A 25285-nucleotide genomic window follows, 5' to 3' on the forward strand; every position below is an offset into this window, starting at 1 on the left:
GATCAGCGACTCGGCGGGCCCTGGTCGACCTGCAGCTCGATCAGCTTGCCGCTGATCCGCGTGGTCTTCAGCTTCGCCCAGGTCTCGGCGGACAGGTTCGCGGGGAGCTCGACGACCGAGTAGTCCGGGCGGATCGTGATCCGGCCGAAGTCGCGACGGTCCAGGCCACCCTCGTTGGCGAGCGCGCCGACGATCTGGCGGGGCTCCACCTTGTGGCGCTTGCCCACCTGGATCTTGTACGCCGCCAGGCCGGCTGCCGGCGGCCGGTCGCTCCGGTCGGGGCGGGCACCGGAGCGGGGACCGCGGTCGCCACGGTCGGACCCGTAGCTCTTGCGCTCGCCCTGCTCGGGACGGTCGAAGGACTTGGCGCGCACGGTCTTCTCGGCGGCCGGGTCGAGCAGCAGCGGGGTGTCGCCCTGCATCGCGATCGCCAGGGCGGCGGCCACGTCGACCTCGGGGACGTCGTGCTCGCGGATGTAGTGGCTGACCACGTCGCGGAAGAACGAGATGCTCGGCGACTCGAGAGCCGCGGTGATCTGGTCGTCGAAGCGGGCCAGACGCGTCACGTTCACGGCCTCGACGGTGGGGAGCTGCATCTGCTCCAGCGTCGAGCGGGTGGCCTTCTCGATGTGCTTGAGCAGGTAACGCTCGCGCGGGGTGACGAACGAGATCGCGTCGCCGCTGCGGCCGGCGCGGCCGGTGCGACCGATCCGGTGCACGTAGGCCTCGGTGTCGGTGGGGATGTCGTAGTTGACGACGTGGCTGATCCGCTCGACGTCGAGGCCACGGGCCGCGACGTCGGTGGCGACCAGGATGTCGAGCTTGCCGCTCTTGAGCTGGTTGACGGTCCGCTCGCGCTGGGCCTGCTGCACGTCACCGCTGATCGCGGCGGCGCTGTAGCCGCGGGCGCGCAGCTTCTCGGCCAGCAGCTCGGTCTCGCTCTTGGTGCGGACGAAGACGATCATCCCCTCGAAGTTCTCGACCTCGAGGATGCGGGTGAGGGCGTCGACCTTCTGCGGGTAGCTGACGATCAGGTAGCGCTGCCGGATGTTCTCGGCCGTGCGGGTCTTCCGCTCGATCGAGATCGACACCGGGTCGTTGAGGTACTTCGCCGACAGCCGCTTGATCTGGCTGGGCATGGTCGCGGAGAACAGCGCGACCTGCTTGTTGTCCGGGGTGTCGGCGAGGATCGTCTCGACGTCCTCCGCGAAGCCCATGTTGAGCATCTCGTCGGCCTCGTCGAGGACCAGGAAGCGCAGCTGCGTCAGGTCGAGAGTGCCCTTCTCGAGGTGGTCCATGATCCGGCCGGGGGTCCCGACGACGATGTGGACGCCGCGACGCAGCGCGGAGAGCTGGGTGCCGTAGCCCTGGCCGCCGTACACGGGGAGGACGTGGACGCCCTTGATCGTGGCGGCGTACTTCTCGAAGGCCTCGCAGACCTGGATCGCGAGCTCACGCGTCGGCGCCAGCACCAGCGCCTGGGGCGTCTTCTGGGTCAGGTCGAGGCGGTCCAGGATCGGCAGCGCGAAGGCGGCCGTCTTGCCCGTTCCGGTCTGCGCGAGACCCATCACGTCGCGGCCCTCGAGGAGGTGCGGGATGGTCTGCGCCTGGATGGCGGACGGCGACTCGTAGCCGACGTTCGACAGGGACTTCAGGATCCGCTCGCCGAGACCGAGGTCGGCAAACGTGGCGGTCTCGTGCTCTGCGGTCTCACTCACACCCCGCAGCCTAAGGCCGTGAGGCGTATCACGGGCGATCGTCAGCGCGGTGCGCTGGGTCACCCTCCGGCCACGTGCGCCGCCAGAGGTCCCGAGCCGCCGGATTCTCAGGTTCGGATCCCACCTGCCGACCTACCCTGCAGAGGGGTAGGGAGAAGGACTCGATGCGCAACGGGAACGGCACACACCGCTGGGTCGTGCTGCTCGCTGCGCTCGTCTGCGCCCTGCCGCTGATCGGCCTGTCCGCCGCGCCCGCCTCCGCCGCCAAGCCGAGCAGGGCGGGCGTCTCCTGGGTGACGGTGCAGGCCCTCAACCCCGGACCGACCGTCTCCGTGCGGGTCGAGTGGCCGCGGGTGGGCGGCGCGACGTCGTACGAGATCGACTTCGCCCTCTCCTCGGGCGCGATCAGCAGCAACGAGGTGCAGGGCTCGCGCACGAAGCGGACCGCGAGGGTGCGCGGGACCCGCAGCAGCCTCCAGGTCGGCTACGCCGGCGGGCTCCGGCCCGGCGCGACGTACTGCTTCCAGGTGCGCGGCCGCAACAGCAGCGGCTTCGGCTACCGCGGTCCGATCCACTGCAAGGTCACCGTCCGCTCTTCGCGGGCGACGCCCGCACGCTCGATCCCGATGGTCGTCGGCACGTACAACACGTGCAGCAGTGCCTGCACCAGCTCGCTCGGTGCCTGGAGCAGCCGCGGCGCGCGGGTGCGTGACCGGATCCGGCAGATGAACGTCGGGACCACCGGGCGCGCGGTCGACGTGCTCGCCATCCAGGAGGGCAACGACGCGACGCCGTACCTCACGACACAGCTGGACGGGACCTTCACCCGGGGTTGCCAGACCGGTGACGGCACCGGCCGTGTGTACGACGAGAACCAGTCGCTCTTCGTCCGCGACAGCACCTACGAGGTGGTCCCCGGCACCGCCGACGGGGTTTCCTTCGCCCGCTTCGACGACCCCTCGCACGGAGCCTGCTGGGTGAAGGTGCGCGAGAAGGCGTCCCAGCAGGAGGTGGTCGTGGTCAGCATGCACCTGTGGCACGTCTCCGACGCCGCGGCCGACAGCCGCCGGGCGACGGAGACGGACCTGGTCGCCGACACCGTCAAGGCTGCGTTCCCCGGTGCCACCATCGTCTACGCCGGCGACTTCAACTCGAGCCGGAGCCGCGCCACCGATGCGCCCCTGCTCCGGATGTACGCCGACGGCGAGGACGACTCCTACGACCAGGCGACCCGCTACCTCTCGCGGCCCTACCGCAACTCGGCATGCGGGACGACCACCACGCCCCGCACGTCGTGGCGGTGGGGCGATCACATCGACCGGGTCTTCGTCCCGGCGGGCGTGCACGTCGCGAGCTGGGAGGTGGACTACCGGATGGACGGACGCCTCTACGTGGCGCCGATGCCGTCCGACCACAACCCGGTACTGGTCTCCCTGCTCATTCCGGCGACTTGACCTGTTCGCCGGACGGCTGCGCGAACCGTATTTACCCTTGACTTCCGAGGGACTCTTTTCGGGAGCAGATCGTGGACGCATGGGGAGCTGTCCGGTCCTGCCTGGTGGCACTGACCGGCATCACCGTCATGGTGGTTGTCATTGTGGCCGGACCGCTGTGGCCGGGCGCGCCGGCGCACGCCGACGGCGGCAGGCCCGGCGCCATCAGCAGCGTCCGGGTCGGCGAGGGACGCACCGTGGGTGCCGACGCACGGCTCGTGGTCCGCTGGCGTGCGGCCCGCGGAGCGACGTCCTACCAGGTGTTCTACGCCGGTTCGCGCTCGATGGCCGGCGCGAAGTCGAAGCGCACGACCAGGACCGGGATCGCCATCCACGGCCTGCGCGCTGACCGTGGCTACTGCTTCCGCGTCCGGGCGGTACGACGCGTCGGGTCGCGGCTGCTCAACGGGCGCGCGACGGGTGTCATCTGCGCCCGCACGCCCAGGCCGGTGCGCACCTCCCACGCCGCGTGGATGAGTGCGCAGCAGGTCGTCACCGGGACGGGCGGGGCGACCACCACGCTCACCATCCACTGGCCGCGCACGGGCGGCGCGACGTCGTACGACCTGCTCCTGGCGCCGTCCTCGGACGTGCTCGGCTCCCGGTACCGCACGGCCCGCACGGGCATCAGGGTCGGCGGCGGGTCCCAGGAGACCTTCGTGCTGCGCGGCCTGAAGCCCGACACGTTGTACTGCTTCCGGGTGCGTGGCCGATCGAGCACCGGGATCGGCAACCTCGGTCCGCTGCACTGCAAGGTCACCATGCCGGCCGCGCGGGCCCTGGCCCCGACACCGCTGGCCATGAACGTCGCGACGTTCAACGTCTGTGGTCGCGCCCTGTCGTGCCAGCGATGGAGCTGGGAGACGCGCCGACCGGTGGTCAAGCAGCACATCCTGATGTCCGGCGCGGACGTGGTCGCGATCCAGGAGGGGCGCACGCGGATCGCGGACATCGAGGCGGACCTGGCGGGATCGGGCTTCGTCAAGGCGTGCGACGCCAGCGGTGCCCAGGCCGTCTTCGTGCGCAGCAGCGTCTACGCCGTCGCGCCGAACAGTGCCGACGGCGTCCGGTTCGCCACCGACCTGTCGCACGGCGGTTGCTGGGTGCGCCTGCTGCACTCGGCGACCCGGACACCCGTGGTCGTGGCCAGCGTCCACCTCTACGTCGGTAGCGGCGACGTCGGCAACCGGACCCGGGCGGCACAGACCTCCCAGGTGCTGGACCTGATGGCGGCGAAGTACGGCGCCATCAACCAACCGGGCACGCCGCGCTTCGTCATCGCCGGCGACTTCAACTCGCACCGGTCCCACTCGGTCGATGCCCCACTGGTCCGCCTCAACCAGGCCGGCTTCGCCGACGCGTACGACGTCTCCGCGACCTATCGGTTGCCGTACCTCAACTCCGCGAACGGGTACGACGTGGTGCCGAGGACCTCACTGCTGTGGGGCGCGCACGTCGACCGGATCTTCGTCCCGCAAGGTGGTTCCGCGACGGGCTGGCGCACGATCTCGCGACTGAGCAACGGTCGGTACGTCGCCCCGATGCCGTCGGACCACCACCCGGTCGCAGCGACGGTCTACCTCCCGCCGGCGACCTGCACCCTCGGCCTGTTCTGCAGCTGAGTGACCCGCTGGTCGAGGAGGGCCGTCTCGCGGCCCGTCTCGAGACCTCTCACTCGACCGTGACGGACTTCGCCAGGTTGCGGGGCTTGTCGATGTCGTGACCCAGCTCCAGCGCCGCGTGGTACGACAGCAGCTGCAGCGGGATCGTCAGCAGGATCGGGTCGAGCTCGCGCTCGTTTCGCGGTACGTCGACCCGCTCGACCGCGCCCGCCAGGTCACCGAGGTCCACGCTGGCGTGGGTGATCACCGTGAGCGGACCGCCCCGGGCGGCGATCTCGTGCAGTGCCGCGACGTTGCGCTCGACCAGCTCGTCGTCGGGCACGATCGCGACCGTCGGCACCGCCGCCGAGATCAGCGCCAACGGACCGTGCTTGAGCTCGCTGGTCTGGTACGCCTCGGCGTGGCGGTAGCTGATCTCCTTGAACTTCTGGGCGCCCTCGCGCGCGACCGGGAAGCCGCGGACCCGGCCGATGAAGAACAGGCTCTCGGCCTCCGCGAGCGTGTGCGCAATGTTCGCCAGCTGGTCCTCGGTCGCCAGGATCTGCTCGATCTGGCCCGGGATCGCGGCGAGGCCGGCGATCAGTCGCCGGCCGTCGGAGATCGACAGGTCACGCACCCGGCCGAGCTGGACGGCCAGCAACGCGAACGCGAGGAACATGTTGGTGAGCGCCTTCGTCGACGCGACCGCCACCTCCGGACCGGCGTGGAGGTAGATGCCGCCGTCGACCTCCCGGGCGATGGCGGAGCCGACGACATTGACCAGCCCGATCACGCGGCCACCCTTGCGTCGTACCTCCTGCACGGCAAGCAGCGAGTCGATCGTCTCCCCCGACTGGCTCACGACGACGTAGAGGGTGTCCGGGTCGACGATCGGGTTGCGGTAGCGGAACTCGCTGGCGGCTTCGGCGTCGGCGGGGATCCGGGCCAGCTCCTCGATCAGGCCCGCACCCATCTGGCCGACGTAGTACGCCGACCCGCAGCCGAGGATCTTGACCCGCTTGATCGCGCGGAGATGGCGCGCGTCCAGGTTGAGGCCACCGAGGTGGCCCGTCCCGAACCGCTCGTCCATCCGGCCCCGCAGCACCGCCTCGGCGCGGGCGGGCTGCTCGAGCATCTCCTTGTGCATGAACGAGTCGTGCTCGCCGGCCTCGTAGGCCTCGGGGTCGATGTCGACCTCGTTGGCGCGGCGGTTGGTGGCCGACAGTCCGGAGGCATCGAGGCGGTAGGTCTTGAAGCCGCCCGCCGTCACGGTGGCCATCTCGCCGTCCTCGAGGTGGGCGACCGTCGTCGTGTAGCGAATGATCGCCGCCAGGTCGGAGGCGACGTGCATCTCGTGGTCGCCGACGCCGATGAGCAGCGGGCTGCCGTTGCGGGCCACCACGATGCGGTCCGGGAAGTCGGCGTGGGTGACGGCGATGCCGTAGGTGCCGTCGATCCGGCCCAGTGCCTCGGCGACCCGGGCCTCCAGGGTCGGTGCCGTGGACCTGCCGATCAGGTGGGCGAGCACCTCCGTGTCGGTGTCGGAGGCCAGCTCGATGCCCTGGTCCCCCAGCTCCGCGCGCAACGCCGCGGCGTTGTCGATGATCCCGTTGTGGACGACGGCCACGCGGCCGTCGACGCTGGTGTGGGGGTGGGCGTTGACGTCGTTGGCCGGCCCGTGGGTCGCCCACCGGGTGTGCCCGATCCCGGCCTTGCCCGAGAACCGCTTGGGCAGGCCGTCGGAGAGGTCACGGACGCGGCCGGCACGCTTGGCCACCTTCACGCCGCTGCCTCCGACGACCGCCACTCCGGCGGAGTCGTAGCCGCGGTGCTCGAGCCGGGTCAGTCCTTCCAGCAACAGCGGGGCCGCCTGCTGGGTGCCGATGTATCCGACGATGCCGCACATGGGCTGGTCCTATCCGTAGATCATCCGGCGCAGCTGACGCTCGGACAGGTCGGGCGCGGCCACGACGTGGCCACGCAGTTCGTCGCGGAGCCGGTGGAAGATCTCGGCGTTCTTCGCACCGACGGTCTTCAGCTCCGTGTGCCGGCGGCGGACCAGGTCCTCCACCGGCTCGGCGTGGAAGGACAGGACGTCCTCCACCAACCGCAGGGCCTCCGCCTCCGTCAGTCCACTGGACTCCTGCACGTGGCGCAGGAGCCGCGGGTCGACGTACACAACGACGAGAGTGCATCTTCGCGTACCAAATCTCAACTTCCTGCCCGGAAATGGGCAGATTCATCCGACTCGAATCAGGTGACGGGCGTCACGGGTGCGGCAAATGGAGCGTCCGAGTCGAGTGGAACGAGCGATGACCGGTCAGGTGGAGTGCCGGGAAGCAAAATGTGGCGTTTTCCGGGCCTGGAGTGGGGGACGTGCTATCTTGGTGAACACAAGGTGAACAGGAGGTGTCCCATGACCAACACCGAGACGACAACCAGGCTCGAGATGCGCTGGGTCCCCGTGACCGCCGACGACGGCCGCACCCGCATGGAAGCGGTGTGGATCGAGGTCGGCCAGCCCGCGATCGCGCACTCGCACGCTGCCGCCTGACCCAGAACCCGAGGACGCCGCCCCCGCCAGGGGGCGGCGTCCTGTTTTTTGCGCCCTCGTTGCGCGCGCCGATCTGTGGCAACGTGATCCAGGTCACGCTTGAAATCGGAATGGTTGACATGTCACCATTGGTTCAAGTCATTGAAACTTCAACGGCACACCCCTCCAAGGAGCCCCACTCATGACCGAGAACGCAGCCCTCTCCGACATCACCGGTGACTACACCCTCGACCCGGCCCACAGCCGCCTCGGCTTCGTGGCCCGCCACGCGGTCGTCACCAAGGTCCGCGGCCAGTTCGGCGACTGGACCGCCACCGCCCACATCGACACGGCCACCCCGGCCAACTCGTCGGTGACCGTGACCATCAACGCCGGCAGCGTCAGCACCGGCAACGCCGACCGCGACGGCCACCTCTCCTCCCCCGACTTCTTCGACGCCGCGACCTACCCCGAGTGGAAGTTCGTCTCCACCGACGTCTCGCGCGACGGCACCGACTGGGCCGTCACCGGCGACCTGACCATCAAGGACGTCACCAAGCCGATCACCATCAACTTCGAGGAGAACGGCTCCGCCAAGGACCCGTTCGGCAACATCCGCGTGGGCTTCGAGGGCGACGTCACCGTCAACCGCAAGGACTGGGGCCTCACCTGGAACGCCGCGCTCGAGACCGGCGGCGTGCTCGTCTCCGAGAAGATCAAGCTCGAGTTCGACATCTCGGCGATCAAGAACGCCTGAGTCTCCGGACGCCTGCCTCTCCGGACGCCCGAGCGGATCCCTGCGATCTGCTCGGGCGTCGGCCATTTTTCGCGTACGTTCGGGAGCCATGACCGCCGCCACCCTCATCGCAATGCTCCTCCAGGACCCGCCGTCCGCGGGGAGGCCGGCGACGTACAGCGCCACCTCGCTCGCGATGCGGCTCGGCACGGACTGGCGTGGACAGGCCCCGACCGGGATCGAGCTCGGTACGCCGACAGAAAGCGGCACCGAGTCGTTCTCCAGCGCCGGCTGCGACGTCCTGTGGACGGCCATCGATGCCCCGGTCCCCGACGACATGGAACAGATGGCGCGGCACAGTCGCCTCTGGCCGACGGACGCCCCGGGCCCGACCAACCACGCACGCCACACGATCGTCATGGTGCGGTCCGACGACCCGGACAGCACCAACCTGCGCGGGCTCGCCACCTTGCTGACCCAGGTGGTGACCTCGCTGATCGCCCTGGACGACAGCATCGTCGCGGTGCTCTGGAACCCGGCCGAGCACCTGGTGCTGCCCGCGGCCTTCCGCGAGCTGGCGCTCGCCGATCTTCCGGCGCCGGTGCTGCACGCCTGGGTGGCGTTCAACGTCGCTCCCGACCCCGGCGGCAACCTCACCGGCCACACCCGCGGGCTGCGCAGCCTCGGGCTGATGGACATCGAGGTCCCCTCCACCCACGACACGCCCCAGGCGTTGCTGGACAGGCTGCGGGGCCTGACGCAGTACCTGTTCGACAACGGGATGACCATCAAGGACGGCGACACCGTCGGCGCCAGCGACCGCGAACGGATCGTCGCGCGCCACCTGCCCTCGGCTCTCGATCCCGAAGTGACGGTGCTGACCCTGATCGACGATCGAGCCGGGGCGAAGAAGCGCGGCTTCCTCCGGCGGGGCTGATCGCATGGTCGACGCTGTCCTGCCCTCCGGCCTCACCGTCCGTCCGTTGGTCCCCGGTGACGCACGCGCCGTGTTCGAGGTGATCGCCGAGCAGGAACGCACCGACGTCGGCGCCGTCGAGATCGAGGAGGACGACCTCGTCAGCGAGTGGCAGCGGCCGTCGTACGACCTCTCCGGAAGCTCCATCGGCGTGCTCGACGGCGAGCGGATCGTGGCGTACGCCGAGTACATGGGCGAGGAGCGGTACGACGCCGCCGTACTGCCGTCCCATCGTGGGCGCGGGATCGGCACCTGGCTCGCCGGGTGGGTGCAGGACCTGGCCCGCAGCCGTGGCGTCGCGATGATCGGCATGCCCGTGCCGGAGGGCTCGGTCGGCGACCGCCTGCTCACCGCCCTCGGGTACGACGTCCGGTGGACCAGCTGGGTGCTGCGACTGCCCGAGGGCGCGATGGTCGAGGAGCGCCCGTTGCCCCCGGGCTTCCAGTTGCGGAAGGCGACATCGGCCGACCACGAGCAGGTGTGGACCGTGACCGAGGACGCCTTCCTCGAGTGGGCGGTGCGCGAGCGGGAGTCCTTCGAGGACTTCGCTGCCCGCGTCTGGCAGCGGCCCGGCTTCGAACCGTGGCACCTGCAGGTGGTCACCGCGCCCGACGGGCAGGTCGTGGCCGTGGCCAACGCGTGGAACGCTCCCGCGGACGACCACCTCGACACCTACGTGTCGAAGCTGGCCGTGGCCTCCTCTCATCGCCACCGCGGCCTGGCGCAGGCGCTCCTGGTCGCGGTCTTCGCTGCCGGGCGCGAGCGAGGTGCGACGTCGTCCAGCCTCGCGACGGACTCGCGCACCGGGGCGCTGTCGCTCTACGAGAAGGTCGGCATGCGGCCGGCCTCGGTGTGGCTGCACCGCGCGATCGCGCTCGGCCCCGGTGGTTGAGGTGCGAGCGCAGCGAGCCTCGAAACCCCTGGACGCCAGCGCACGCGTGAACGGGCTCCCCGCTGGATAGAGTCCCTTCCATGGGTGAGGTCTTCGCGGGACGCTACGAGCTGCTCGACCCCATCGCCACCGGTGGCATGGGCACGGTGTGGCGCGTCCTGGACCGCACGGCCGGCGAGGTCAAGGCCGCCAAGATGCTGCGCCAGACCGACGCCGCGATGCTGCTCCGCTTCGTGCGCGAGCAGGGGGTCCGCATCGACCACACGCACGTGGTGACCCCGCAGTCCTGGGCCGGCGTCGACGACCGCGTCCTGTTCACGATGCCGCTGGTCCGCGGCGGTTCGGTGTCGAACCTGACCCGCCGCCACGGTGGCAGCCTGCCGCCACGGTGGATCGCCGTACTCGCCGACCAGACCCTGCAGGCGCTCGAGGCCGTGCACGCCGCGGGCATCGTGCACCGCGACATCAAGCCCGGCAACCTGCTCCTCGAGCCGACCGGCAGGTCCCGTCCGCACCTCCGGCTGACCGACTTCGGCATCGCGGTCCCCAGCGACGAGCCGCGGCTGACCCATGTCGCCATGGTGATCGGCACCCCGGGCTACATGGCGCCCGAGCAGTACCGCGGCTCCGACCCCGACCCGAGCGCCGACATCTACGCCCTCGGAGTCGTCGTCCTCGAGATGCTCACCGGCCGACGCCCCTCCAGCGACGGCGAGCCGCCGCCCATCGACGTCGCCGCGCTCCGCAACGGCAACCCCGAGCACGACGCGATCCTCGACGTGGTCGAGGCCGCGACGGCGTACGACGCCCTGGCCCGCCCGAGCGCAGCGGCGCTCCGCGCCCACCCGGCCCTCCAGTCGCTCGCCGCCCGCTGGGACGACCCGGCGCTCCTCGATGACCTGGAGGTGCCGGACGAGTACCCGACGCCGACGCCGGACATCTCGGCGACCAACCTGCCCACGACGTCGTACCCACCGCCTCCGCCGTCGAGCTACGGCCCGCCCCCGACGATGCCGCCGTCCGCGCCCCCGTCGGCGCCTCCGTCGACGCCCCCGATCGGTACGGCCGTCCTGCCCCCGCACCCGGCCGCAGCACCCACCCGGCTCGACGCACCGCGCCCGCACGGTTCCGGCAGGTCTGGTCCGCCGATCGATGCGCTGGTACTGCTCGGCCTGGGCCTCGTGGGCCTGGTCATCGCGCTGATCCTGCTGCTCGGCTGACTTCCCTGAAATTGTGGCGCGGCATGGCGCGCCCCTCCGTCATGCTGGCTCGGTGATCCATACGCCCGATTCCGCCCCGGCAACGCTGACCGGTCTACTACTTCGCCGTTCGTCGGCTGCCGTCGCCCTGAAGCCTGGGACGCCGGACGAGCGCGTCCCGGCGCTGGTCGCAACGGTGGCGCACAACCTTGAGCGGGTCGGCTTTGCGCTGTCCCGTCCGGTCATCGACAACTGGTCTGCGGCAGACCCGGCCGACGTGATCCGGGTCGGTACCCAGCTCTCCGCGGTCGCTCGGGAACTCGTCGGCGACCACGTCGCACACACAGCCATGTACCCGAACTTTCCCGCGCAAGTGATGGCCGCCTCAGATGCCGAGCTCTATCTGAATGCGTTCCTGCACTACTACGGCGACCTGATCGGCGCCCGAATCATGCCGGTTTATCAGGCCGCACCCCGCCGGCACCGGCGCGACCCTCAGATCCTGATGCGCCCCGTCGGGCTCGCCGCCGACGACGAGATCACGGCCCTGGCCAGCTCATTGATGGCTGCCAACGGCGGCCTCTCCCCGACCGATCGCGACGACTTGCGGGTCCTGGCGCGGTGGAATGCCCAGCGCTTCGCGAGCGCTGTTCCCGAATCGTTCGTAAACCGGGAGAACCGTGCCACGGTCACAGCCCTGCTCCTCGATACAGGTCGTCCCGAAGCAGACCGGTTGCTGCAGGAGATGTCGACCGCGACCGACGTGCTCCGCCTCGCGGCGGGATTGTCCGGCGGTGATGTGTCGCTCGCCGAGCAGACGAAGTTCGTGTCGTTCAGCCGCAAGATTCGCCGCGACCTCCTCGCCTTGCTGGAGAGCGCCAACGATCCGCTCGACGACATGCTTCGCCGAACGGAGGAGTTCAAGCGGTTGGGGGAACGGCTGCACCCTGGCGAGCACCGCATCCGCTTCCCCAACGCGGCACGGGCGTTCGACGTGATTCGACAAGGCCTCGACCACGAGACGTTCAACTCCAGGATCGAGACCTTGATCCTGTCTGGTGATTCGGTGGCTGCTACCCGATTGCTCAGCACTCGCCCCGGCATTCTCGCGCGCCGTCTCGACGAGCTCGTCCGGCTGCGCGCTGAGCACGCGGCTCTTGTCATCACGGAGTTCGAGAGCGTGGCCTCCGACGTCGCGACGCGCGTCCTGCTGCAGGCTCGCGCTCACTTCGCCTCCCGGGGCACAGGTCGACTCCGTGCGTTCTTTCCGAAGGGCAACATCTCCCGTGTCCGTACGGTCCCCGACCAGCTCCCGTCGATCAGTGAGGAATCCCGCGCGCGAATCGTCGCCGTACTCGATGCTGCACTCGTGAAGCGCTTCGTTGCCCTGCCGCCATTGGGCAAGGTCTACATCGACCCCGCCATGGCGCTGTACGCCGTCCCGCTCTCGGCTCGCTCTGCTTCGCGTTCCTTGCGCACCGCGGGCCGGGGTTCCCACCTGCCACTGCCCGACGCCGAGGTGCTGCGCTTCTTCATCTGGTGGCAGGACCAGTCCACCGACAACGAGCGCGCCCGCGTCGACCTGGACCTGTCCGCGGTGCTCTACGACGAGACCTTCGCCAAAACCGCGCAGATTGCCTATTACAACCTTCGCGGCAGCGGCTGCACCCACTCGGGCGACATCACCAGCGCCCCTCAAGGCGCCTCCGAGTTCATCGACATCGAGCGAGCCAAGCTACAGAGGAACGGGTATCGCTACGTCGTCATGGTCGTCACGTCCTACACCGAGCAGCCGTTCAACGAACTGCCCGGTTGCTTCGCAGGCGTGATGGGGCGCGGAGAGCCGCAGTCCGGCGAGATCTACGACCCGGCGACGGTCCTCGATCGCTGGGACCTGTCGGGTGACAAGCGGATCGCCGTACCTCTCATCATCGACCTGCAGTCCAACGAACTCATCTGGACCGACCTCACGTTCAGCAACCACCTGCAATCGGTCAACGCGGTCGCCAACAACAACTCGAGCTTGGCCTCGGTCGTTGAAGCGATGGTCGAATTCCAGCCGCCGACGGTGCAGGACTTGCTCGTTGCGCACGCACAGGCACGGGGCAAGCTGGTAACGAATCGCGTCGACGCCGACTTCGTGGTTGCCCTGGACGGAGACTTGTCGCCGCTCGATCTCGATCGACTGATGGCCGAATTCGTCTAGACTGGCCGCGGCGGCTATGCGACTGCTTCCTTCTCACTCCTGTCAACCCAGCGGTCGCGCTCTCCGCCGTTCTGTGGAGCGCTCGGGCTCCCAGGCATTCCCGAAAATGTAGAAGAGCAACCAGCCGGGCAAGGCGTATCGATACATCTTCGCTCGTCCCTCACGACAGATCGCCTGGCGGCTCGGGCCACTCGACGACCTCGGTGGTCAGCGGCGAGCGCGCAGCCTGAAGAGCCCTCCGGCAACGCAGGCGAGGCTGGCGGCGCCGAGGCCCAGCCCGGCGAGGTGCCGACCCGACAGCCAGCTCTCGGAGTCCTCGTCGTCGACCACGGGGTTGCCCGAGGCGGCGGCCGAGAAGGTGTCGTCGGCGACCAGGAATGGCTTGCCGGGTGAGTACCCGTCGGGGCCGGCCTTCTTGTCCTGCGACAGCACCGCTGCGTCGTACGTCGGGGCATCGGCGCCGGTCGCGTCGACGGCGACCGTGATGGTGACCGGGATGTCGACGGGGTCACGGTCCTCGACCTCGGCCTCGGGCACCGCCTCGGCGGCCAGCGAGATCCAGTAGTCGCCGGGGAGACGACCGTTCGCGCGGCGGACCGGGTAGCCGGAGGCGACGAGCTGGTCGATCTCGCCGGTGGTGCTGGCGACGTACTGGCCGGTGGCGGAGTCCTCGCGCTCGGTGTTGACGTAGCGGAACCGCCCGCGCAGCGGGTCGATGAAGTGCAACGTCAGGTCCGGGCCGCTGTAGGCGAAGTCCTCGGCGTGCTCCTTCGAGGCAGCCGGTACGTCGACACGGACCACCGGGAGGTCGCCCCACGTCAGGGGGACCCGCCAGAGCAGCTCGGTGCCTTCCTTGATCGTGGTCTCGATCGTGATCGTGCCGGAGCGGGCATCGACCTTCGGGGCCTCGTCGAAGGATGCGGCGCCCGGCTCGTCGGTCGTGCTGACCGGATCGGGGACGTCGTACTCCGGCTTGTCGTCGGGCTCGATGCCACCGGCGTCGGAGACCGGCGCCTCCTCGACGATCTTGATGACGTAGGGGAGGTCGTCGAGACTGCTGGAGCTGCGGCTCACCGCGATGACCACCGTGTCGGCGGCCCGGCAGGTGTCACCCGTGCTGCCGTCCTCGTCGCCGACGACCACCCGGTTGCCGACGACGGCGAACGGAGCGAGGTAGTCGGTCGAGTCGTTCTCGTCACCACAGCTGGTCAGGTCGGTGCTGCCCTCGGTCTGCACCCCTGCGTTCACGCGGATGCCGTCGCTGCCCGTCCCCTGGGGCGCGCCGAGGACGCCGACATGGACGGTGCTGTCGTTGATCCGCCGCTGGTAGCTGAAGTACTGCGGGAACTCCGGGGCCAGCGTCGCCTTCCACAGGCCGGGGGCGAGCGGTGTCGGCTGGGCGGGGTTGGTGCTCGCCGTACCCGACAGGGATGACCCGCCGAGGTCGACGGGGTCCGAGGGCTCGAGGGCCGCCGCGGCGCCGTACCCGGTCGTCAGCGTCAGCCAGGACAGGCACACGACGCCGACGAAAGCGGCGGGAAGTCGACGGGAGAGCACGAGGGGAGCCTATCCGCGTGAAGACGTCCGCAATCACCCCAACCGAAGTGGCGCACCAAAGCGTCTGGGTATTGGGCTACACCTGAGGATGAGGAAGGGGATTCCATGGCGCGTATCGCTTCTCGGGCACCGACGGAGGACGAGTTCGTCGAGCTCGTCCATGCCGCCTGGCCATCGCTGTACCGGACCGGCCTGCTGCTCGTCGGCGACCACGCGCTCGCCGAGGACCTCGTCCAGGCCGCGCTCGCGAAGACGTACGCCCACTGGCACCAGGTGCGCGAGCCCGCCGCCGCGCGGGCCTATGCCCGCCGGATCATGGTGAACACCGCGACCAGCTGGTTCCGCCGCCGCAGCTTCGGGGAGCGGCCCACCGAGCAGGTTCCCGACCGGCCGGCAGCCGGAGCCCGCGACGAGCACGACGACCGGTTGCGCCGGCTCGACATGGTCGCGGCCCTCGCCCAATTGCCGCCGCGCCAGCGCGCGGTCGTCGTGCTCCGCTTCTACGAGGACCTCAGCGTGCGGGAGACCGCCGCCGCCCTCGGCGTCACCGACGGCACCGTCAAGAGCCAGACGTCCCTCGCCCTCGAACGGTTGCGCGCGATCCTCGGCGACGAGGTCGCCCTGCCGGCCGAAGGGCCGGCCACCTACTCCACCACCGGAGGTCCCCATGCCTGAACAGCTCACCGACCTGCTCCACGCCAGCGTCGACGACGTGCCCGTGCCCCACCCTTCGGCGTACGACATCCTCGGCCGGGGTCGGAGCCTGCGCCGGCGTCGCCGGGTCGCGACCGGCGTGGTCGCCGCCGTCGCCGTGCTCGCCGCCGGACTGGGGGGCGCGCTGGTCCACGACCTCGGTACGCCCGACTCCCGCGACAACCAGGAGATCGCCGACCAGCCCACTGGCGGTGCGGTCGAGGCCTATGACCAGTCGGGCGCGTGGGTCGTCGGCGACCAGCTCACGATCGGCCAGAAGACCGTGACCCTCCCCCAGCCGCCGACCTACCTCGCGCAGACCTCGGCCGGCGTGGTCGCGCAGCTGCGCAACGGGCCGGGCGACTCGACCTTCGTGCTGGTGCGGCCCGACGGCACCCAGACGACGCTCACCATCCCGTCGACGACGTTCACCATCAACGGGGACCTCAGCGCACCCCGCGTGGCGTGGGTCGATGACGGCGACGACGTACTGGACCTCCACGTGTGGGACGTCGAGGCGGACCGGGAGGTCGGCAACGGGACGATCCCCGCGCCCGGCACCAGCCCCGCCAACAGCGGCCAGTTCCTCACCCCCGCCTTCCTCGACGGCGACAGTGCGTACGTCGGCGCCGACGACGGCACCGGCCACCGCGTCCGGTGGGCGACCGGGGCGGTGAGCACCATCGAGCACGCCCCCTTCTCCGTCCGCAACGACGTGCTCGCCTGGCAGGCGAAGGACGGCTGGGCCTTCGACGATGCGGCCGGCAACCGGCAGCTCGGGGTGCTGCCCAGGGAGTTCCACAACCCGCTCCTGTCGCCGGACGGACGCTTCATCGCAGTGGCCCGGACGAACGAGACCGAGGACCGGATCGGGTTCGCCACGGTGTCCGGTGGAGAGTTCACCGAGATCCCCGGGCTGCGGATCGTGTCGGTGTGGACCCCCGGCGGGCGGATGTTGTCGACCAGCGAGGACGGCACAGCCGTGCGCATCTGCACGACCTCGGGAGACTGCGAGACGCGGGCGGTCGACCCGGCGGGCCTCGCCGACAACGGCATCCTGCTGGCCGACGTCCTCAACGTGGGCTGAGCCCGACGCGGGCGCACGACAGCCCCCGCCGATCGGGCGGGGGCTGTCGTGTCGTTGCTCAGGCGTCGGTGTCGTCGCCCTCGGCTGCCTCTTCGGTGTCAGCCTCATCGGTGTCGGCCTCGGGGCCGGCGGCGAGGATGCCGTAGAGCCCCTTGCGGGCCTCGACGAGTACGTCGACGGCGGCCCGGCGCTGGGTGTCGGACCCGGCGCTGACGATCTGCCAGACCGCGCCCATGACCTGCCCGATCTCGGACTTGAGGTCGGCGTGACCGGTGGTACCGGCACCCCGGCCCTCGGTGCCCTCACGGCTCCGGTCGAACGGCACCCAGACCGCGGCGAGCTCATCGGCGTGCTCGGCACACCAGGTCGCTCCCTTGGCCGTCAGCCGCAGCGAACGGCGGCCCCGGGCGTCGTCGAGCTCGACGAGCTCCTCGTCCTGGAGCTGCTGCACGTGCGGGTAGACCGAGCCGGGGCTCGGCTTCCACGCGCCACCGCTGCGCTCGGTGATCTGCTGGATCACCTGGTAGCCGTTCGGCGACTCCTCCCGCTCGTTGGCGGTGCGGAGCACGTCGAGGATCGCGGAGCGGACGTCGCCGCGCCGTACCCGCGGACCGCGGCCGCCCTCGGGGCGACCCTGGCCGAAGAGACCGGCCAGCCACGGCGGGGGAACCCCCGGGCCGTGGCTGTGGCCACCGCGCCCGGGTTCGCCCCACTGGGCCCAGCCACCCCACGGCCCGCCCCAGGGACCGCCGCCGGGGCCGAAGCCACCGCGCTGGCGACGCTGGAAGCCGCGAGGTTCACCGCGACCGAACGGGTCGCGGTCGTCGGATGATGCGAAGTTCTGCTGAAAGTTGTGGCGTCCCATGGTGGGGACCTCCTTGTGCATCGGCGGGGCGATCGGCCCCTGTGTCTGTGAGATACCGCGTGATGTTTCGTGTTGCTATCGCGATATATCGCAAGCGTACGCCGACTGTTCTGCTGACGCAACCCTCAAGGTCGTCGAGTAGCGGCGAGCGCAGCGAGCCGCGTATCGAGACGTCAGCGGGCCAGCCAGGCGGCGTACGCTTCGAACGAGAACGGCCGGCCGAGGAAGTCGGCGACCAGGTCGGCGGCGTCACCCGCGCCGCCGGGCACGAGGATCCGGTCGCGGTAGCGGGTCGCTGCCTCGGCGGCGAACACGTCGGTGTCGTCGAAGGCGCTGAAGAGGTCCTTGGCGATCACCAGCGACCACATGTACGTGTAGTAGCCCGAGCTGTAGCCCCCGAGGTGGCCGAAGCTCGCGAACATGTGCGTGTCGGGGAGGTAGGGCAACGCGGCGTACTTGCCCTGCAGCTCGACCATCCGATCGGTGAGGTCCGGGACCTCGGCGCGAGCCCGGTCGGCATGGAACCAGTACGACATCGCGGCGTAGAACATCTGCGTGCGCGCGAAGATCCCCTTGCCGTAGTCATCGGCGTCGCGCATCGCGGTGACCAGGTCCGCCGGGATCGGCTCGCCGGCGGCGTCGGTCGCGAACGTCTGGAGCACGTCGGCATGCCACGCCCACTCCTCGAGCATCTGGCTCGGCGCCTCGACGAAGTCCCACTCCGTCGCCACACCGGCGAACCGGAACCAGTCGCCGTGGCCCGCGAGCACGTGGTGCAGCAGGTGGCCGAACTCGTGGAACAGCGTGACGACGTGGTCGTGCTCCATCAGGCCTCGCGCGAAGTTGCAGACCAGGACGCCCTCCGGGGTCTGGCCGTGCCCGTCGCTGGCCTCGACCCCGTCGACGAGGGTGAACTGCGCGGCGTGCTTGTACTTGCCGTCGCGGGGGTGGAGGTCGAGGTAGATCCGCCCGACGCGGCTCTCGCCGGTGGTTGAGGTGCGAGCGTCAGCGAGCCTCGAAACCCCCGCGAAGACGTCGTACGCCGTCACCTCCTCGTGCCACACGGGTACGTCGACCTGCTCGTAGCGCAGCCCGAACAGCCGACCGGTGACGTCGAGCAGGCCCTGGCGGACCTTGCCGAAGTCGAAGTACGTGCGCACCCGCTGCGAGTCGACGTCGTACTTCTCGGCCCGCACCAGTTCGGCGTAGTAGTTGTAGTCGTAGCCCGGGACGACGGTCGCGTCCGGGAAGTCGCGGCGGTAGCGCTCCAGCAGCTGCCCGAGGTCGCGCTGCATCGGCTCCTCGGCGGCGGCGGCGATCTTGTCGATGAACTCCGGGATCGCCGGTCCGGTGCGGATCATCTTCACGTCGGCGTCGTACGACGGCCAGTCGGCGTAGCCGACGGTGGTGGCGAGCTCGTGGCGCAGGCTGAACAGCTCGACGAGGAGCGCTTCGGTCGCTGGCCAACCACGCTCCTGGAACGCGATCGTGATGTCGCGGCGGACGTCCTGGTCGTGCGCGAACATCCGCACGGGCACGGAGTCCGGGTAGTCGGTGGTGACGGTGACCAGGCCCTCGTCGTCGACCGGGTGTGCCTCCAGCCAGTCGGCGGGCATCCCGTCGAGGCGGTCCGGTGTGACCTGGATGGTGCGCACGTCGTCGCGGATCACACGGCTGAACTCCTGGTCCAGCTCGGTGATCCGTTCGCGGATGGCCGAGATCCGGTCGCGCGTCGCCTCGTCCTTGTCGACGCCCGACCGGCGGAAGTCGGCACGCACCTTCGCGAGCAGCCGAGTCGCCAGCGGGTCATCGGCGACCGCGCTGTCCTCGATGCCGGCGAAGACGTCGTACAGGTCCCGGTCCAGGCTCCACCGGGTCCCGACCCGGGAGGCCTCCTGCTCGGCGTTGTCGGCGAGCTCGCGCACCTCCTCCGAGGGGTGCACGTTGCCGAACAGCGACCCCACCGCCGCGACGTTGCCGAGGTGCCCGCCCGCGCGGTCCCACTGCCGGAGCACGGCGACCGGGTCGGCCGGCGGGTCGTTGCGGAGCCCCTCGACCAGCTCGGTCGCCAGCGCCAGCTCGGACGCGCCCCGATCACGGATCCAGGCGGGCCAGGCGTCGGGCGAGGTCGGGAGGGCGAGCGGCTCCGTGGTCATGGAGCACAGCCTAGGAGCGTGGACGAAGTGCGTGGGTTTCTCCCACGAAGTGCGTGGGTTTCTCCGTCGACGTACGACGGTTGCTCACCTCACAGCGAGAAACAGCCGGACCTCGGGCGAGAAACCGCCGCAGTTCGTGCGAGAAGCCCACGCACCTCGCGTCACACGAGTTCGCCGCGCTTGCGGGTGAGGTAGGCGCGTTCGGCGGTGTTGTCGCAGCAGGCGAGGGCGGCGTCGTACTCCTGGCGCGCCTCGGCGCTGCGGCCCAGGCGCCGGAGCAGGTCGGCCCGGGTGGCGTGCCAGGCGTGGTAGCCGGACAGGGGCAGCCGGTCGACCTGGGCGAGGGCGACCTCGGGTCCGTCGAGCTCGGCGATCGCGACGGCCCGGTTGAGCGCCACGATGGGCGACGGGTCGAGGCGGACCAGCTGGTCGTACAGCGCAGCGACCTGGGACCAGTCGGTGTCGGCAGCGGACGGTGCGTCGGTGTGGACGGCGTTGACAGCCGCGAGGATCTGGTAGCGGCCGGGGCGGTTGGCGGCCAGGCACTCCCGGACCAACGCATGTCCTTCGGCGATCAGGGCGCGGTCCCAGCCGCCACGGTCCTGCTCGTCGAGCGGCACCAGCTCGCCGTGCCGGACCCGCGCCGCGCGCCGCGACTCGGTGAGCAGCAGCATCGCCAGCAGCCCGGTGGTCTCGCGGTCGTCGGGCAGCAGCTCGTGCAGGATCCGGGCCAGCCGGATCGCCTCGCCCGTCAGGTCGGCGCGGACGGGGTCGCCGTCGCTGGCCGACAGGTAGCCCTCGTTGAAGATCAGCAGGAGTACGGCGAGCACCGCGCCGACCCGCTCGGGCAGGTCCTCGGCGGAGGGCACCCGGTAGGGGATCTTGGCGCCCTTGATCTTGGTCTTCGCGCGGGTGATCCGCTGGCCCATCGTCGTCTCCTGGACGAGGAAGGCACTCGCGATCTCGGCGACCGTCAGCCCGCCCATCAGGCGCAGCGTCAACGCGATCCGCGCCTCCGGCGCCAATGCCGGGTGACAGCAGGTGAAGATCAGCCGGAGCCGGTCATCGGTGATGATGCCGGTCGGCTCGTGCGGTGTGTCGTCATGAATCATCTCTGCCGCCTGGTGCTTGCCGTCGCGGAGCTTCTCGCGGCGGAGCCGGTCGATCGCCCGGTTGCCGGCAGTGGTCGTCAACCACCCACCGGGATTGGGCGGTACGCCGACCTCGGGCCACTTCTCGAGAGCGGTCACCAGCGCCTCCCCGGCCGCCTCCTCGGCGATGTCGATGTCGCCGAAGCGGCGGACCAGGGACGCGATCAGGCGGCCGTACTCCTCACGGAAGATCCCCTCAACGGCCGCGAACTCGGTGGTTGAGGTGCGAGCTTGCGAGCCTCGAAACCCCGTCACGCGGCCGGGGGCTCGGCCTGGAACGGACGGACCTCGACCTTGCCCTGGCACGCCTTCGAACCGGCTGCGGCGTACTTCAGCGCGGCGTCCAGGTCGGGCACGTCGATGATCCAGAAGCCACCGATGTGCTCCTTGGTCTCCAGGTAGGGACCGTCGGTGAAGACCGGGCTGTCACCCGAGTTGTCGACGACCGTCGCGGTCTCCGCACCCTCGAGCCCACCCGCGAACACCCACACGCCGTCGGCGCGGACCTGCTCGTTGAAGGCCTCGACCGCGGCGAACATGACGGGCCACTGGTCCTCGGGGACCTTGGCGTTCTCCTCTTCGCTGCCGTGCACGGTCAACAGGTACTGCGTCATCGCGATCTCCTAGTTTCGGTGTGCTCGAAGCGGTCCCGATGACCGCCTCTCACCCTCACCACGAAGGGGGCCCTGCCGATACGACACCTTGCCATGAAACTTTTCAAAGCGAATCGGTGACAGCGGACCGCGACCGGAGGACGCTCGGCTTTGTGTTCAACAAGCTGAAGCAGATCGGGCAGGCCCTCAGCCCCGACGCCATCAGGCAGGGACTCGCCGCCAGCCGCGAGGCCATGGCCAACGGCGGGCGCCTCACGCCCGAACAGCTCGCCACCATGACCCCCGAGCAGCGGGCGCAGTACGACGAGGCGATGGCCCGGGCGCAGAAGTCGGTCGACGACACGATCGCCAACGAACGGGCCCGACGCGTCCTGCTCGGCCCGGCGGGCGACCACGTCTACGGACCGATGCCCGACCGCGAACAGATGACGTCCACGGACATCGGGCTGCACATTGCCCAGGCGAAGGACGGCTTCAAGCAGGCGCTCCGGGACACGGTGAAGGGACGGCCGATTCCCCCGCCGCCCATGCCCCCGGTCAGCGCCAACCCGGCCGAGCAGTCGGCGGCCGAGCGAGCCATGCGTGACGAGGCGCGGACGCCGTACCTCGCGCCCGACCGGAGTCCCGTCGTGTTCACGCGGATCGCCGCGGACCGCAAGCGCCCGCTCGAGGACCTGTGCGCCTGGCTCGGTACGTCGGGCCTGGCCGGCCGCCCCGACCTCGTGTACGGCGTCGCGCGGGTCCCCGACCACGTGCCCGGGAAGCTCGGCATCGGCCGGGCGGCGATCGTCGAGTGGGAGATCACGCACGCCGCCCTGTCGACGCTGCCGCCCGCACCGCCGCCGACCGCCGTCTCCTTCGACGCGCGCGAGACGTGGGCCGCGCGTCGTCCCGGTGAGCCCTCGGTGCTCGACGAGGACCTCGGCGTGGAGTACCTCCGCGCCGGCGACCTCGGCCCCGAGCAGTGCCTCGGCATCGCCCGCCGGGTCGCGGTCGACGCCAGCGGAGGAAGCGGTGGCGACGACGGTGGCGGGAGTGATCCGTACGTGCTCGCCGGTGTCACCGGTGTCGTCGTCCTGCATCCGACCGGCCTCGCCGTGGGCGCCGTCGACCGGATGCGCGCGACCCGGCCGCTCCAGGTGATTCCCCCGCCGGACCTGCACGTTGCGGTGCTGAACTGGCTGGAGATCCGGCGCGTCGTGATGCCCCGCACCGACAAGCGGCCGCTGGTGCCCTCGCCGTTCCCCTACCTCCCCGGCACCGCGGCCGAGCTCCTCCACGCCTACCTGTCGATCGTCGGCATCAAGCCCCGCGACTGCTACAGCGCCCAGGTCACCCAGGACCAGCCGGGCAACATCATCGGCGGCACCGCCCACACCATCACCACCGGCGCCGACAAGGAACCGGCGGCCGACGGCGAGATGCGCAAGCGGTTCCGTGGTGGCAGCCGGGTCGTCGTCGCGTACCGCGACGCAGTGGAGTACGTCGCGGGGCGGGAGCGCTGGGCGTCGTACGAACGCGAGGTCCTGCAGGCCCAATTGTCCGTGGGTACGGCGGTCCGCGCTCCCGTCGACAAGCAGAGCGCGCTGGACCGCGGGGTGCTCGGTGCGCTGGTGCGCACCGCCGAGGTCGTGGGCGACGTGGTCAGCGGCTACGGCTGGGAGAGCACCGACTTCGACAAGATCCCGCACCACCGCTACTGCTGGCCTCCAGTTCAGTGAGTCGACCAACGAGTCCGTAGCCTTGCCGGGTGAGGATGCGTGGACTGCTGGCCGACACCCGGCCGCTGCGCAACCAGCACTTCCGGCGGCTGTGGACCGCCAACATCATCACCGTCGTCGGCGCGCAGCTGACGGTGGTGGCGGTCCCGGCCCAGATCTACGCGCAGACCGGCTCGTCGGCGTACGTCGGCCTGACCGGGCTGTTCGGCCTCGTGCCCCTGGTGGTGTTCGGCCTGTGGGGCGGGGCGCTGGCCGACCACTTCGACCGGCGCACCCTGCTCCTGGTGACCACCACCGGACTGATCGGCACGGCGGTGCTGTTCTGGCTGCAGGCCGCACTGGGACTGGGAAATGTCTGGTTGCTGCTGACGCTGTTCGCCGTGCAACAGGCGTTCTTCGCCGTCAACCAACCCACCCGGTCGGCCGTCCTTCCGCGTCTCCTCGAGCCCGAGGAGCTGCCGGCGGCCAACTCGTTGAACATGACCGTGATGCAGGCCGGTGCGATCGGCGGCCCGCTCGTAGCGGGCATCCTGATCCCGTTCGTCGGCTTCTCCTGGCTCTACCTCGCCGACGCGGTCTGTCTCTTCGCGACCCTGTTCGCAGTCGTCCGGCTGCCACCACTGCCGATCCAGGGCATGACCGGGACGCCCGGCCTGCGCTCGGTGATCGAGGGCATCACCTACCTGCGCACCCAGCCGGTGCTGATGATGTCGTTCGTCGTCGACATCATCGCGATGGTCTTCGGCATGCCGCGTGCCCTGTTCCCGCAGATCGCCCACGAGAGCTTCCTGGGACCGGAGGAGGGAGGCCTCGCCTTCGCCCTTCTCTTCGCCGGAATCCCCGCAGGTGCGGTGATCGGTGGCATCTTCTCCGGATGGGTCTCGCGGGTGAGCGGTCAGGGACGAGCCGTGCTCTGGTGCATCGTGGTGTGGGGACTGGCGATGGTCGGCTTCGGCCTCGCGGTGTTCGGCGCCGATGAGCTGTCGGGATCGCCCCACCTGTGGCTCGCGCTGGCCGTCCTGATGCTCGTCGTCGGCGGCGCCGCCGACATGGCCTCGGCGGCCTTCCGCACGTCCATGCTCCAGAGCGCCGCGGCCGACGAGGTCCGCGGCCGGCTGCAGGGCATCTTCATCGTGGTCGTCGCAGGCGGCCCGCGCATCGCGGACGTCGCCCACGGGGCCACCGCCGCCATGGTGGGTACGGCGACCGCGGCTGCCGGAGGCGGCGTGCTCGTCGTGGTCCTGACGGTCGTGGCCGCGCTCGCGGTGCCGTCGTTCGTCCGCTACCGGATCACGCGAGAAACTCCGCCAGCAACGCGTTGATCGCGGAAGGCCGCTCGAGACTGGGAAGGTGCGCGGCCCACGGCAGATGCTCCAGGCGCGCACCGGCGACGGAGTCGGCCACGTGCTGTGCGATGTCCTGGAAGTGGTCCAGGTCGAGACCACCGCTCACGACCAGCGTGGGCACGGACACCAGAGCCAGGTCCACGTCGACCCGCGTCGCCTCAGGGCCCGGATCGAGTTCCTCGGCGGCCAGCTGGACCTCGAAGGCATGCGCCTGCATCCGGCGGACGAGGTCACGACTCGCAGCAGACGCCTCCGGCCCGAGCCACGTGGAGACGTTCAGCTCCACTGCGCCCGCCACGTCGCCACTGGTGAGCAGCCGGTCCTCCTCCTCGTCGAAGGCATCCGCCCGCGGCGTGCTCGGGACACCCCGGAATGCCGGACACAGCAGGGCCAGGGACGCGACCCGTTCACCCGCGGTGACGGCCACCTCCAGCGCCACCCGCCCGCCGAAGGACGACCCGACGATCGCGGCACGTTCGATCTGCAGGTGGTCGAGGAGCGCGACCACGTCACCGGCGAACGAGAACCGTTCCGCCGGCAGCGGTGTCGCACCGAACCCCCGCAGGTCCGGACGAATGACGCGGTGAGACGACGCGAGGGCAGCGACCTGGTCGTCCCACATGCGTCGATCACAGACGCCCGAGTGCAGGAGGACGACCGCCGGACCGGAGCCCTCGTCGTCGTGGGAAAGGATCATGCCCTGATCGAACCCCATCACCGGCGACGGCGTCGACCGGATTC

21 protein-coding genes are annotated in these 25285 nt (G+C 70.2%); 12 read left to right on the forward strand and 9 right to left on the reverse strand.

What is annotated here, in order from left to right:
* Window positions 1–2: 2 nt before the first annotated feature.
* The gene (locus ASD84_RS10980; RefSeq protein ID WP_200954490.1) at window positions 3–1718 is read right to left on the reverse strand and encodes a DEAD/DEAH box helicase; all 1716 of its coding nucleotides are present in this window, start codon (window positions 1716–1718) and stop codon (window positions 3–5) included.
* 164 nt (window positions 1719–1882) lie between these two features.
* Here ASD84_RS10980 and ASD84_RS10985 point away from each other — a divergent pair, with 164 nt between their 5' ends.
* Window positions 1883–3172 carry an endonuclease/exonuclease/phosphatase family protein gene (locus ASD84_RS10985; RefSeq protein ID WP_056709980.1) on the forward strand — a complete coding sequence of 430 codons (1290 nt, stop codon included), beginning with the start codon at window positions 1883–1885 and terminating at the stop codon, window positions 3170–3172.
* A gap of 71 nt (window positions 3173–3243) precedes the next feature.
* The gene (locus ASD84_RS10990; RefSeq protein ID WP_156391762.1) at window positions 3244–4833 is read left to right on the forward strand and encodes a fibronectin type III domain-containing protein; all 1590 of its coding nucleotides are present in this window, start codon (window positions 3244–3246) and stop codon (window positions 4831–4833) included.
* Window positions 4834–4882: 49 nt separating this feature from the next.
* Here the strand turns inward: ASD84_RS10990 and glmS are convergent, their stop codons facing one another.
* The gene (glmS, locus tag ASD84_RS10995) at window positions 4883–6718 is read right to left on the reverse strand and encodes a glutamine--fructose-6-phosphate transaminase (isomerizing) (protein WP_056709984.1); all 1836 of its coding nucleotides are present in this window, start codon (window positions 6716–6718) and stop codon (window positions 4883–4885) included.
* Between the two features lie 9 nt (window positions 6719–6727).
* Window positions 6728–6991 carry a hypothetical protein gene (locus ASD84_RS11000; protein WP_056709986.1) on the reverse strand — a complete coding sequence of 88 codons (264 nt, stop codon included), beginning with the start codon at window positions 6989–6991 and terminating at the stop codon, window positions 6728–6730.
* A 237-nt stretch (window positions 6992–7228) separates the two neighbouring features.
* On the opposite strand from ASD84_RS11000, the gene ASD84_RS25075 reads away from it, so the two are divergent.
* The 6 genes from ASD84_RS25075 to ASD84_RS11025 all read left to right on the forward strand — a co-directional run bounded on the left by ASD84_RS25075 (window position 7229) and on the right by ASD84_RS11025 (window position 13354).
* On the forward strand, window positions 7229–7366 hold the full coding sequence (locus ASD84_RS25075) for a hypothetical protein (protein WP_156391764.1): 138 nt from the start codon (window positions 7229–7231) through the stop codon (window positions 7364–7366).
* A 181-nt stretch (window positions 7367–7547) separates the two neighbouring features.
* Window positions 7548–8102, forward strand: coding sequence for a YceI family protein (locus ASD84_RS11005; protein WP_056709987.1), 555 nt, complete (start codon window positions 7548–7550; stop codon window positions 8100–8102).
* An 88-nt stretch (window positions 8103–8190) separates the two neighbouring features.
* A complete protein-coding gene (locus ASD84_RS11010) occupies window positions 8191–9018 on the forward strand; it encodes a DUF4261 domain-containing protein (protein WP_056709989.1) in 828 nt (275 codons plus the stop codon).
* 4 nt (window positions 9019–9022) lie between these two features.
* A complete protein-coding gene (locus ASD84_RS11015) occupies window positions 9023–9949 on the forward strand; it encodes a GNAT family N-acetyltransferase (RefSeq protein ID WP_056709992.1) in 927 nt (308 codons plus the stop codon).
* A gap of 80 nt (window positions 9950–10029) precedes the next feature.
* Window positions 10030–11169: a serine/threonine-protein kinase gene (locus ASD84_RS25505; RefSeq protein ID WP_056709994.1), complete on the forward strand. Its 1140-nt coding sequence runs from the start codon at window positions 10030–10032 to the stop codon at window positions 11167–11169.
* A 52-nt stretch (window positions 11170–11221) separates the two neighbouring features.
* Window positions 11222–13354 (forward strand): TerD family protein, encoded by a 2133-nt coding sequence (locus tag ASD84_RS11025; protein WP_156391766.1) that lies wholly within the window; start codon window positions 11222–11224, stop codon window positions 13352–13354.
* Window positions 13355–13561: 207 nt separating this feature from the next.
* Here the strand turns inward: ASD84_RS11025 and ASD84_RS11030 are convergent, their stop codons facing one another.
* Window positions 13562–14911, reverse strand: a complete 1350-nt coding sequence (locus tag ASD84_RS11030) for a hypothetical protein (RefSeq protein ID WP_056709999.1) — start codon at window positions 14909–14911, stop codon at window positions 13562–13564.
* Window positions 14912–15016: 105 nt separating this feature from the next.
* On the opposite strand from ASD84_RS11030, the gene ASD84_RS11035 reads away from it, so the two are divergent.
* Entirely contained in the window at window positions 15017–15586 is a 570-nt protein-coding gene (locus ASD84_RS11035) for a SigE family RNA polymerase sigma factor (RefSeq protein ID WP_056710001.1), read from the forward strand.
* Window positions 15579–16691, forward strand: coding sequence for a hypothetical protein (locus ASD84_RS11040; RefSeq protein WP_056710004.1), 1113 nt, complete (start codon window positions 15579–15581; stop codon window positions 16689–16691). Before ASD84_RS11035 ends, ASD84_RS11040 begins: the two co-directional genes overlap by 8 nt.
* Before the next feature lie 58 nt (window positions 16692–16749).
* On the opposite strand, the gene ASD84_RS11045 is transcribed toward ASD84_RS11040, so the two are convergent.
* The 4 genes from ASD84_RS11045 to ASD84_RS11060 form a co-directional block, all read right to left on the reverse strand.
* Window positions 16750–17556, reverse strand: a complete 807-nt coding sequence (locus ASD84_RS11045; protein WP_056710006.1) for a PadR family transcriptional regulator — start codon at window positions 17554–17556, stop codon at window positions 16750–16752.
* 173 nt (window positions 17557–17729) lie between these two features.
* On the reverse strand, window positions 17730–19712 hold the full coding sequence (locus tag ASD84_RS11050; RefSeq protein WP_056710008.1) for a M3 family metallopeptidase: 1983 nt from the start codon (window positions 19710–19712) through the stop codon (window positions 17730–17732).
* 161 nt (window positions 19713–19873) lie between these two features.
* A complete protein-coding gene (locus ASD84_RS11055) occupies window positions 19874–21118 on the reverse strand; it encodes an RNA polymerase sigma factor (protein ID WP_082573288.1) in 1245 nt (414 codons plus the stop codon).
* Window positions 21115–21477 (reverse strand): YciI family protein, encoded by a 363-nt coding sequence (locus ASD84_RS11060; RefSeq protein WP_056710010.1) that lies wholly within the window; start codon window positions 21475–21477, stop codon window positions 21115–21117. The genes ASD84_RS11055 and ASD84_RS11060 overlap by 4 nt, the downstream gene beginning before the upstream one ends.
* Window positions 21478–21629: 152 nt before the next feature.
* On the opposite strand from ASD84_RS11060, the gene ASD84_RS11065 reads away from it, so the two are divergent.
* Both ASD84_RS11065 and ASD84_RS11070 read left to right on the forward strand, forming a co-directional pair.
* The gene (locus ASD84_RS11065; RefSeq protein WP_056710012.1) at window positions 21630–23198 is read left to right on the forward strand and encodes a hypothetical protein; all 1569 of its coding nucleotides are present in this window, start codon (window positions 21630–21632) and stop codon (window positions 23196–23198) included.
* Between the two features lie 35 nt (window positions 23199–23233).
* Window positions 23234–24520: an MFS transporter gene (locus ASD84_RS11070; protein WP_056710013.1), complete on the forward strand. Its 1287-nt coding sequence runs from the start codon at window positions 23234–23236 to the stop codon at window positions 24518–24520.
* On the opposite strand, the gene ASD84_RS11075 is transcribed toward ASD84_RS11070, so the two are convergent.
* Entirely contained in the window at window positions 24489–25241 is a 753-nt protein-coding gene (locus ASD84_RS11075) for an alpha/beta fold hydrolase (protein ID WP_056710928.1), read from the reverse strand. The two genes, ASD84_RS11070 and ASD84_RS11075, sit on opposite strands and share 32 nt — an antisense overlap.
* Window positions 25242–25285 lie beyond the last annotated feature (44 nt).

It is taken from the genome of Nocardioides sp. Root682, assembly GCF_001427795.1.
In the GTDB taxonomy this organism is placed as follows: Bacteria; Actinomycetota; Actinomycetes; order Propionibacteriales; family Nocardioidaceae; genus Nocardioides.

Excerpts from the sequence above, each read along its gene's own strand:
- ASD84_RS10985 (WP_056709980.1), top strand. The coding sequence starts at position 1,883 with ATGCGCAACGGGAACGGCACACACCGCTGGGTCGTGCTGCTCGCTGCG.
- glmS (WP_056709984.1), bottom strand. The coding sequence starts at position 6,718 with ATGTGCGGCATCGTCGGATACATCGGCACCCAGCAGGCGGCCCCGCTG.
- ASD84_RS25075 (WP_156391764.1), top strand. The coding sequence starts at position 7,229 with ATGACCAACACCGAGACGACAACCAGGCTCGAGATGCGCTGGGTCCCC.
- ASD84_RS11005 (WP_056709987.1), top strand. The coding sequence starts at position 7,548 with ATGACCGAGAACGCAGCCCTCTCCGACATCACCGGTGACTACACCCTC.
- ASD84_RS11010 (WP_056709989.1), top strand. The coding sequence starts at position 8,191 with ATGACCGCCGCCACCCTCATCGCAATGCTCCTCCAGGACCCGCCGTCC.
- ASD84_RS11015 (WP_056709992.1), top strand. The coding sequence starts at position 9,023 with ATGGTCGACGCTGTCCTGCCCTCCGGCCTCACCGTCCGTCCGTTGGTC.
- ASD84_RS25505 (WP_056709994.1), top strand. The coding sequence starts at position 10,030 with ATGGGTGAGGTCTTCGCGGGACGCTACGAGCTGCTCGACCCCATCGCC.
- ASD84_RS11035 (WP_056710001.1), top strand. The coding sequence starts at position 15,017 with ATGGCGCGTATCGCTTCTCGGGCACCGACGGAGGACGAGTTCGTCGAG.
- ASD84_RS11040 (WP_056710004.1), top strand. The coding sequence starts at position 15,579 with ATGCCTGAACAGCTCACCGACCTGCTCCACGCCAGCGTCGACGACGTG.
- ASD84_RS11045 (WP_056710006.1), bottom strand. The coding sequence starts at position 17,556 with ATGGGACGCCACAACTTTCAGCAGAACTTCGCATCATCCGACGACCGC.
- ASD84_RS11050 (WP_056710008.1), bottom strand. The coding sequence starts at position 19,712 with ATGACCACGGAGCCGCTCGCCCTCCCGACCTCGCCCGACGCCTGGCCC.
- ASD84_RS11060 (WP_056710010.1), bottom strand. The coding sequence starts at position 21,477 with ATGACGCAGTACCTGTTGACCGTGCACGGCAGCGAAGAGGAGAACGCC.
- ASD84_RS11070 (WP_056710013.1), top strand. The coding sequence starts at position 23,234 with ATGCGTGGACTGCTGGCCGACACCCGGCCGCTGCGCAACCAGCACTTC.
- ASD84_RS11075 (WP_056710928.1), bottom strand. The coding sequence starts at position 25,241 with ATGATCCTTTCCCACGACGACGAGGGCTCCGGTCCGGCGGTCGTCCTC.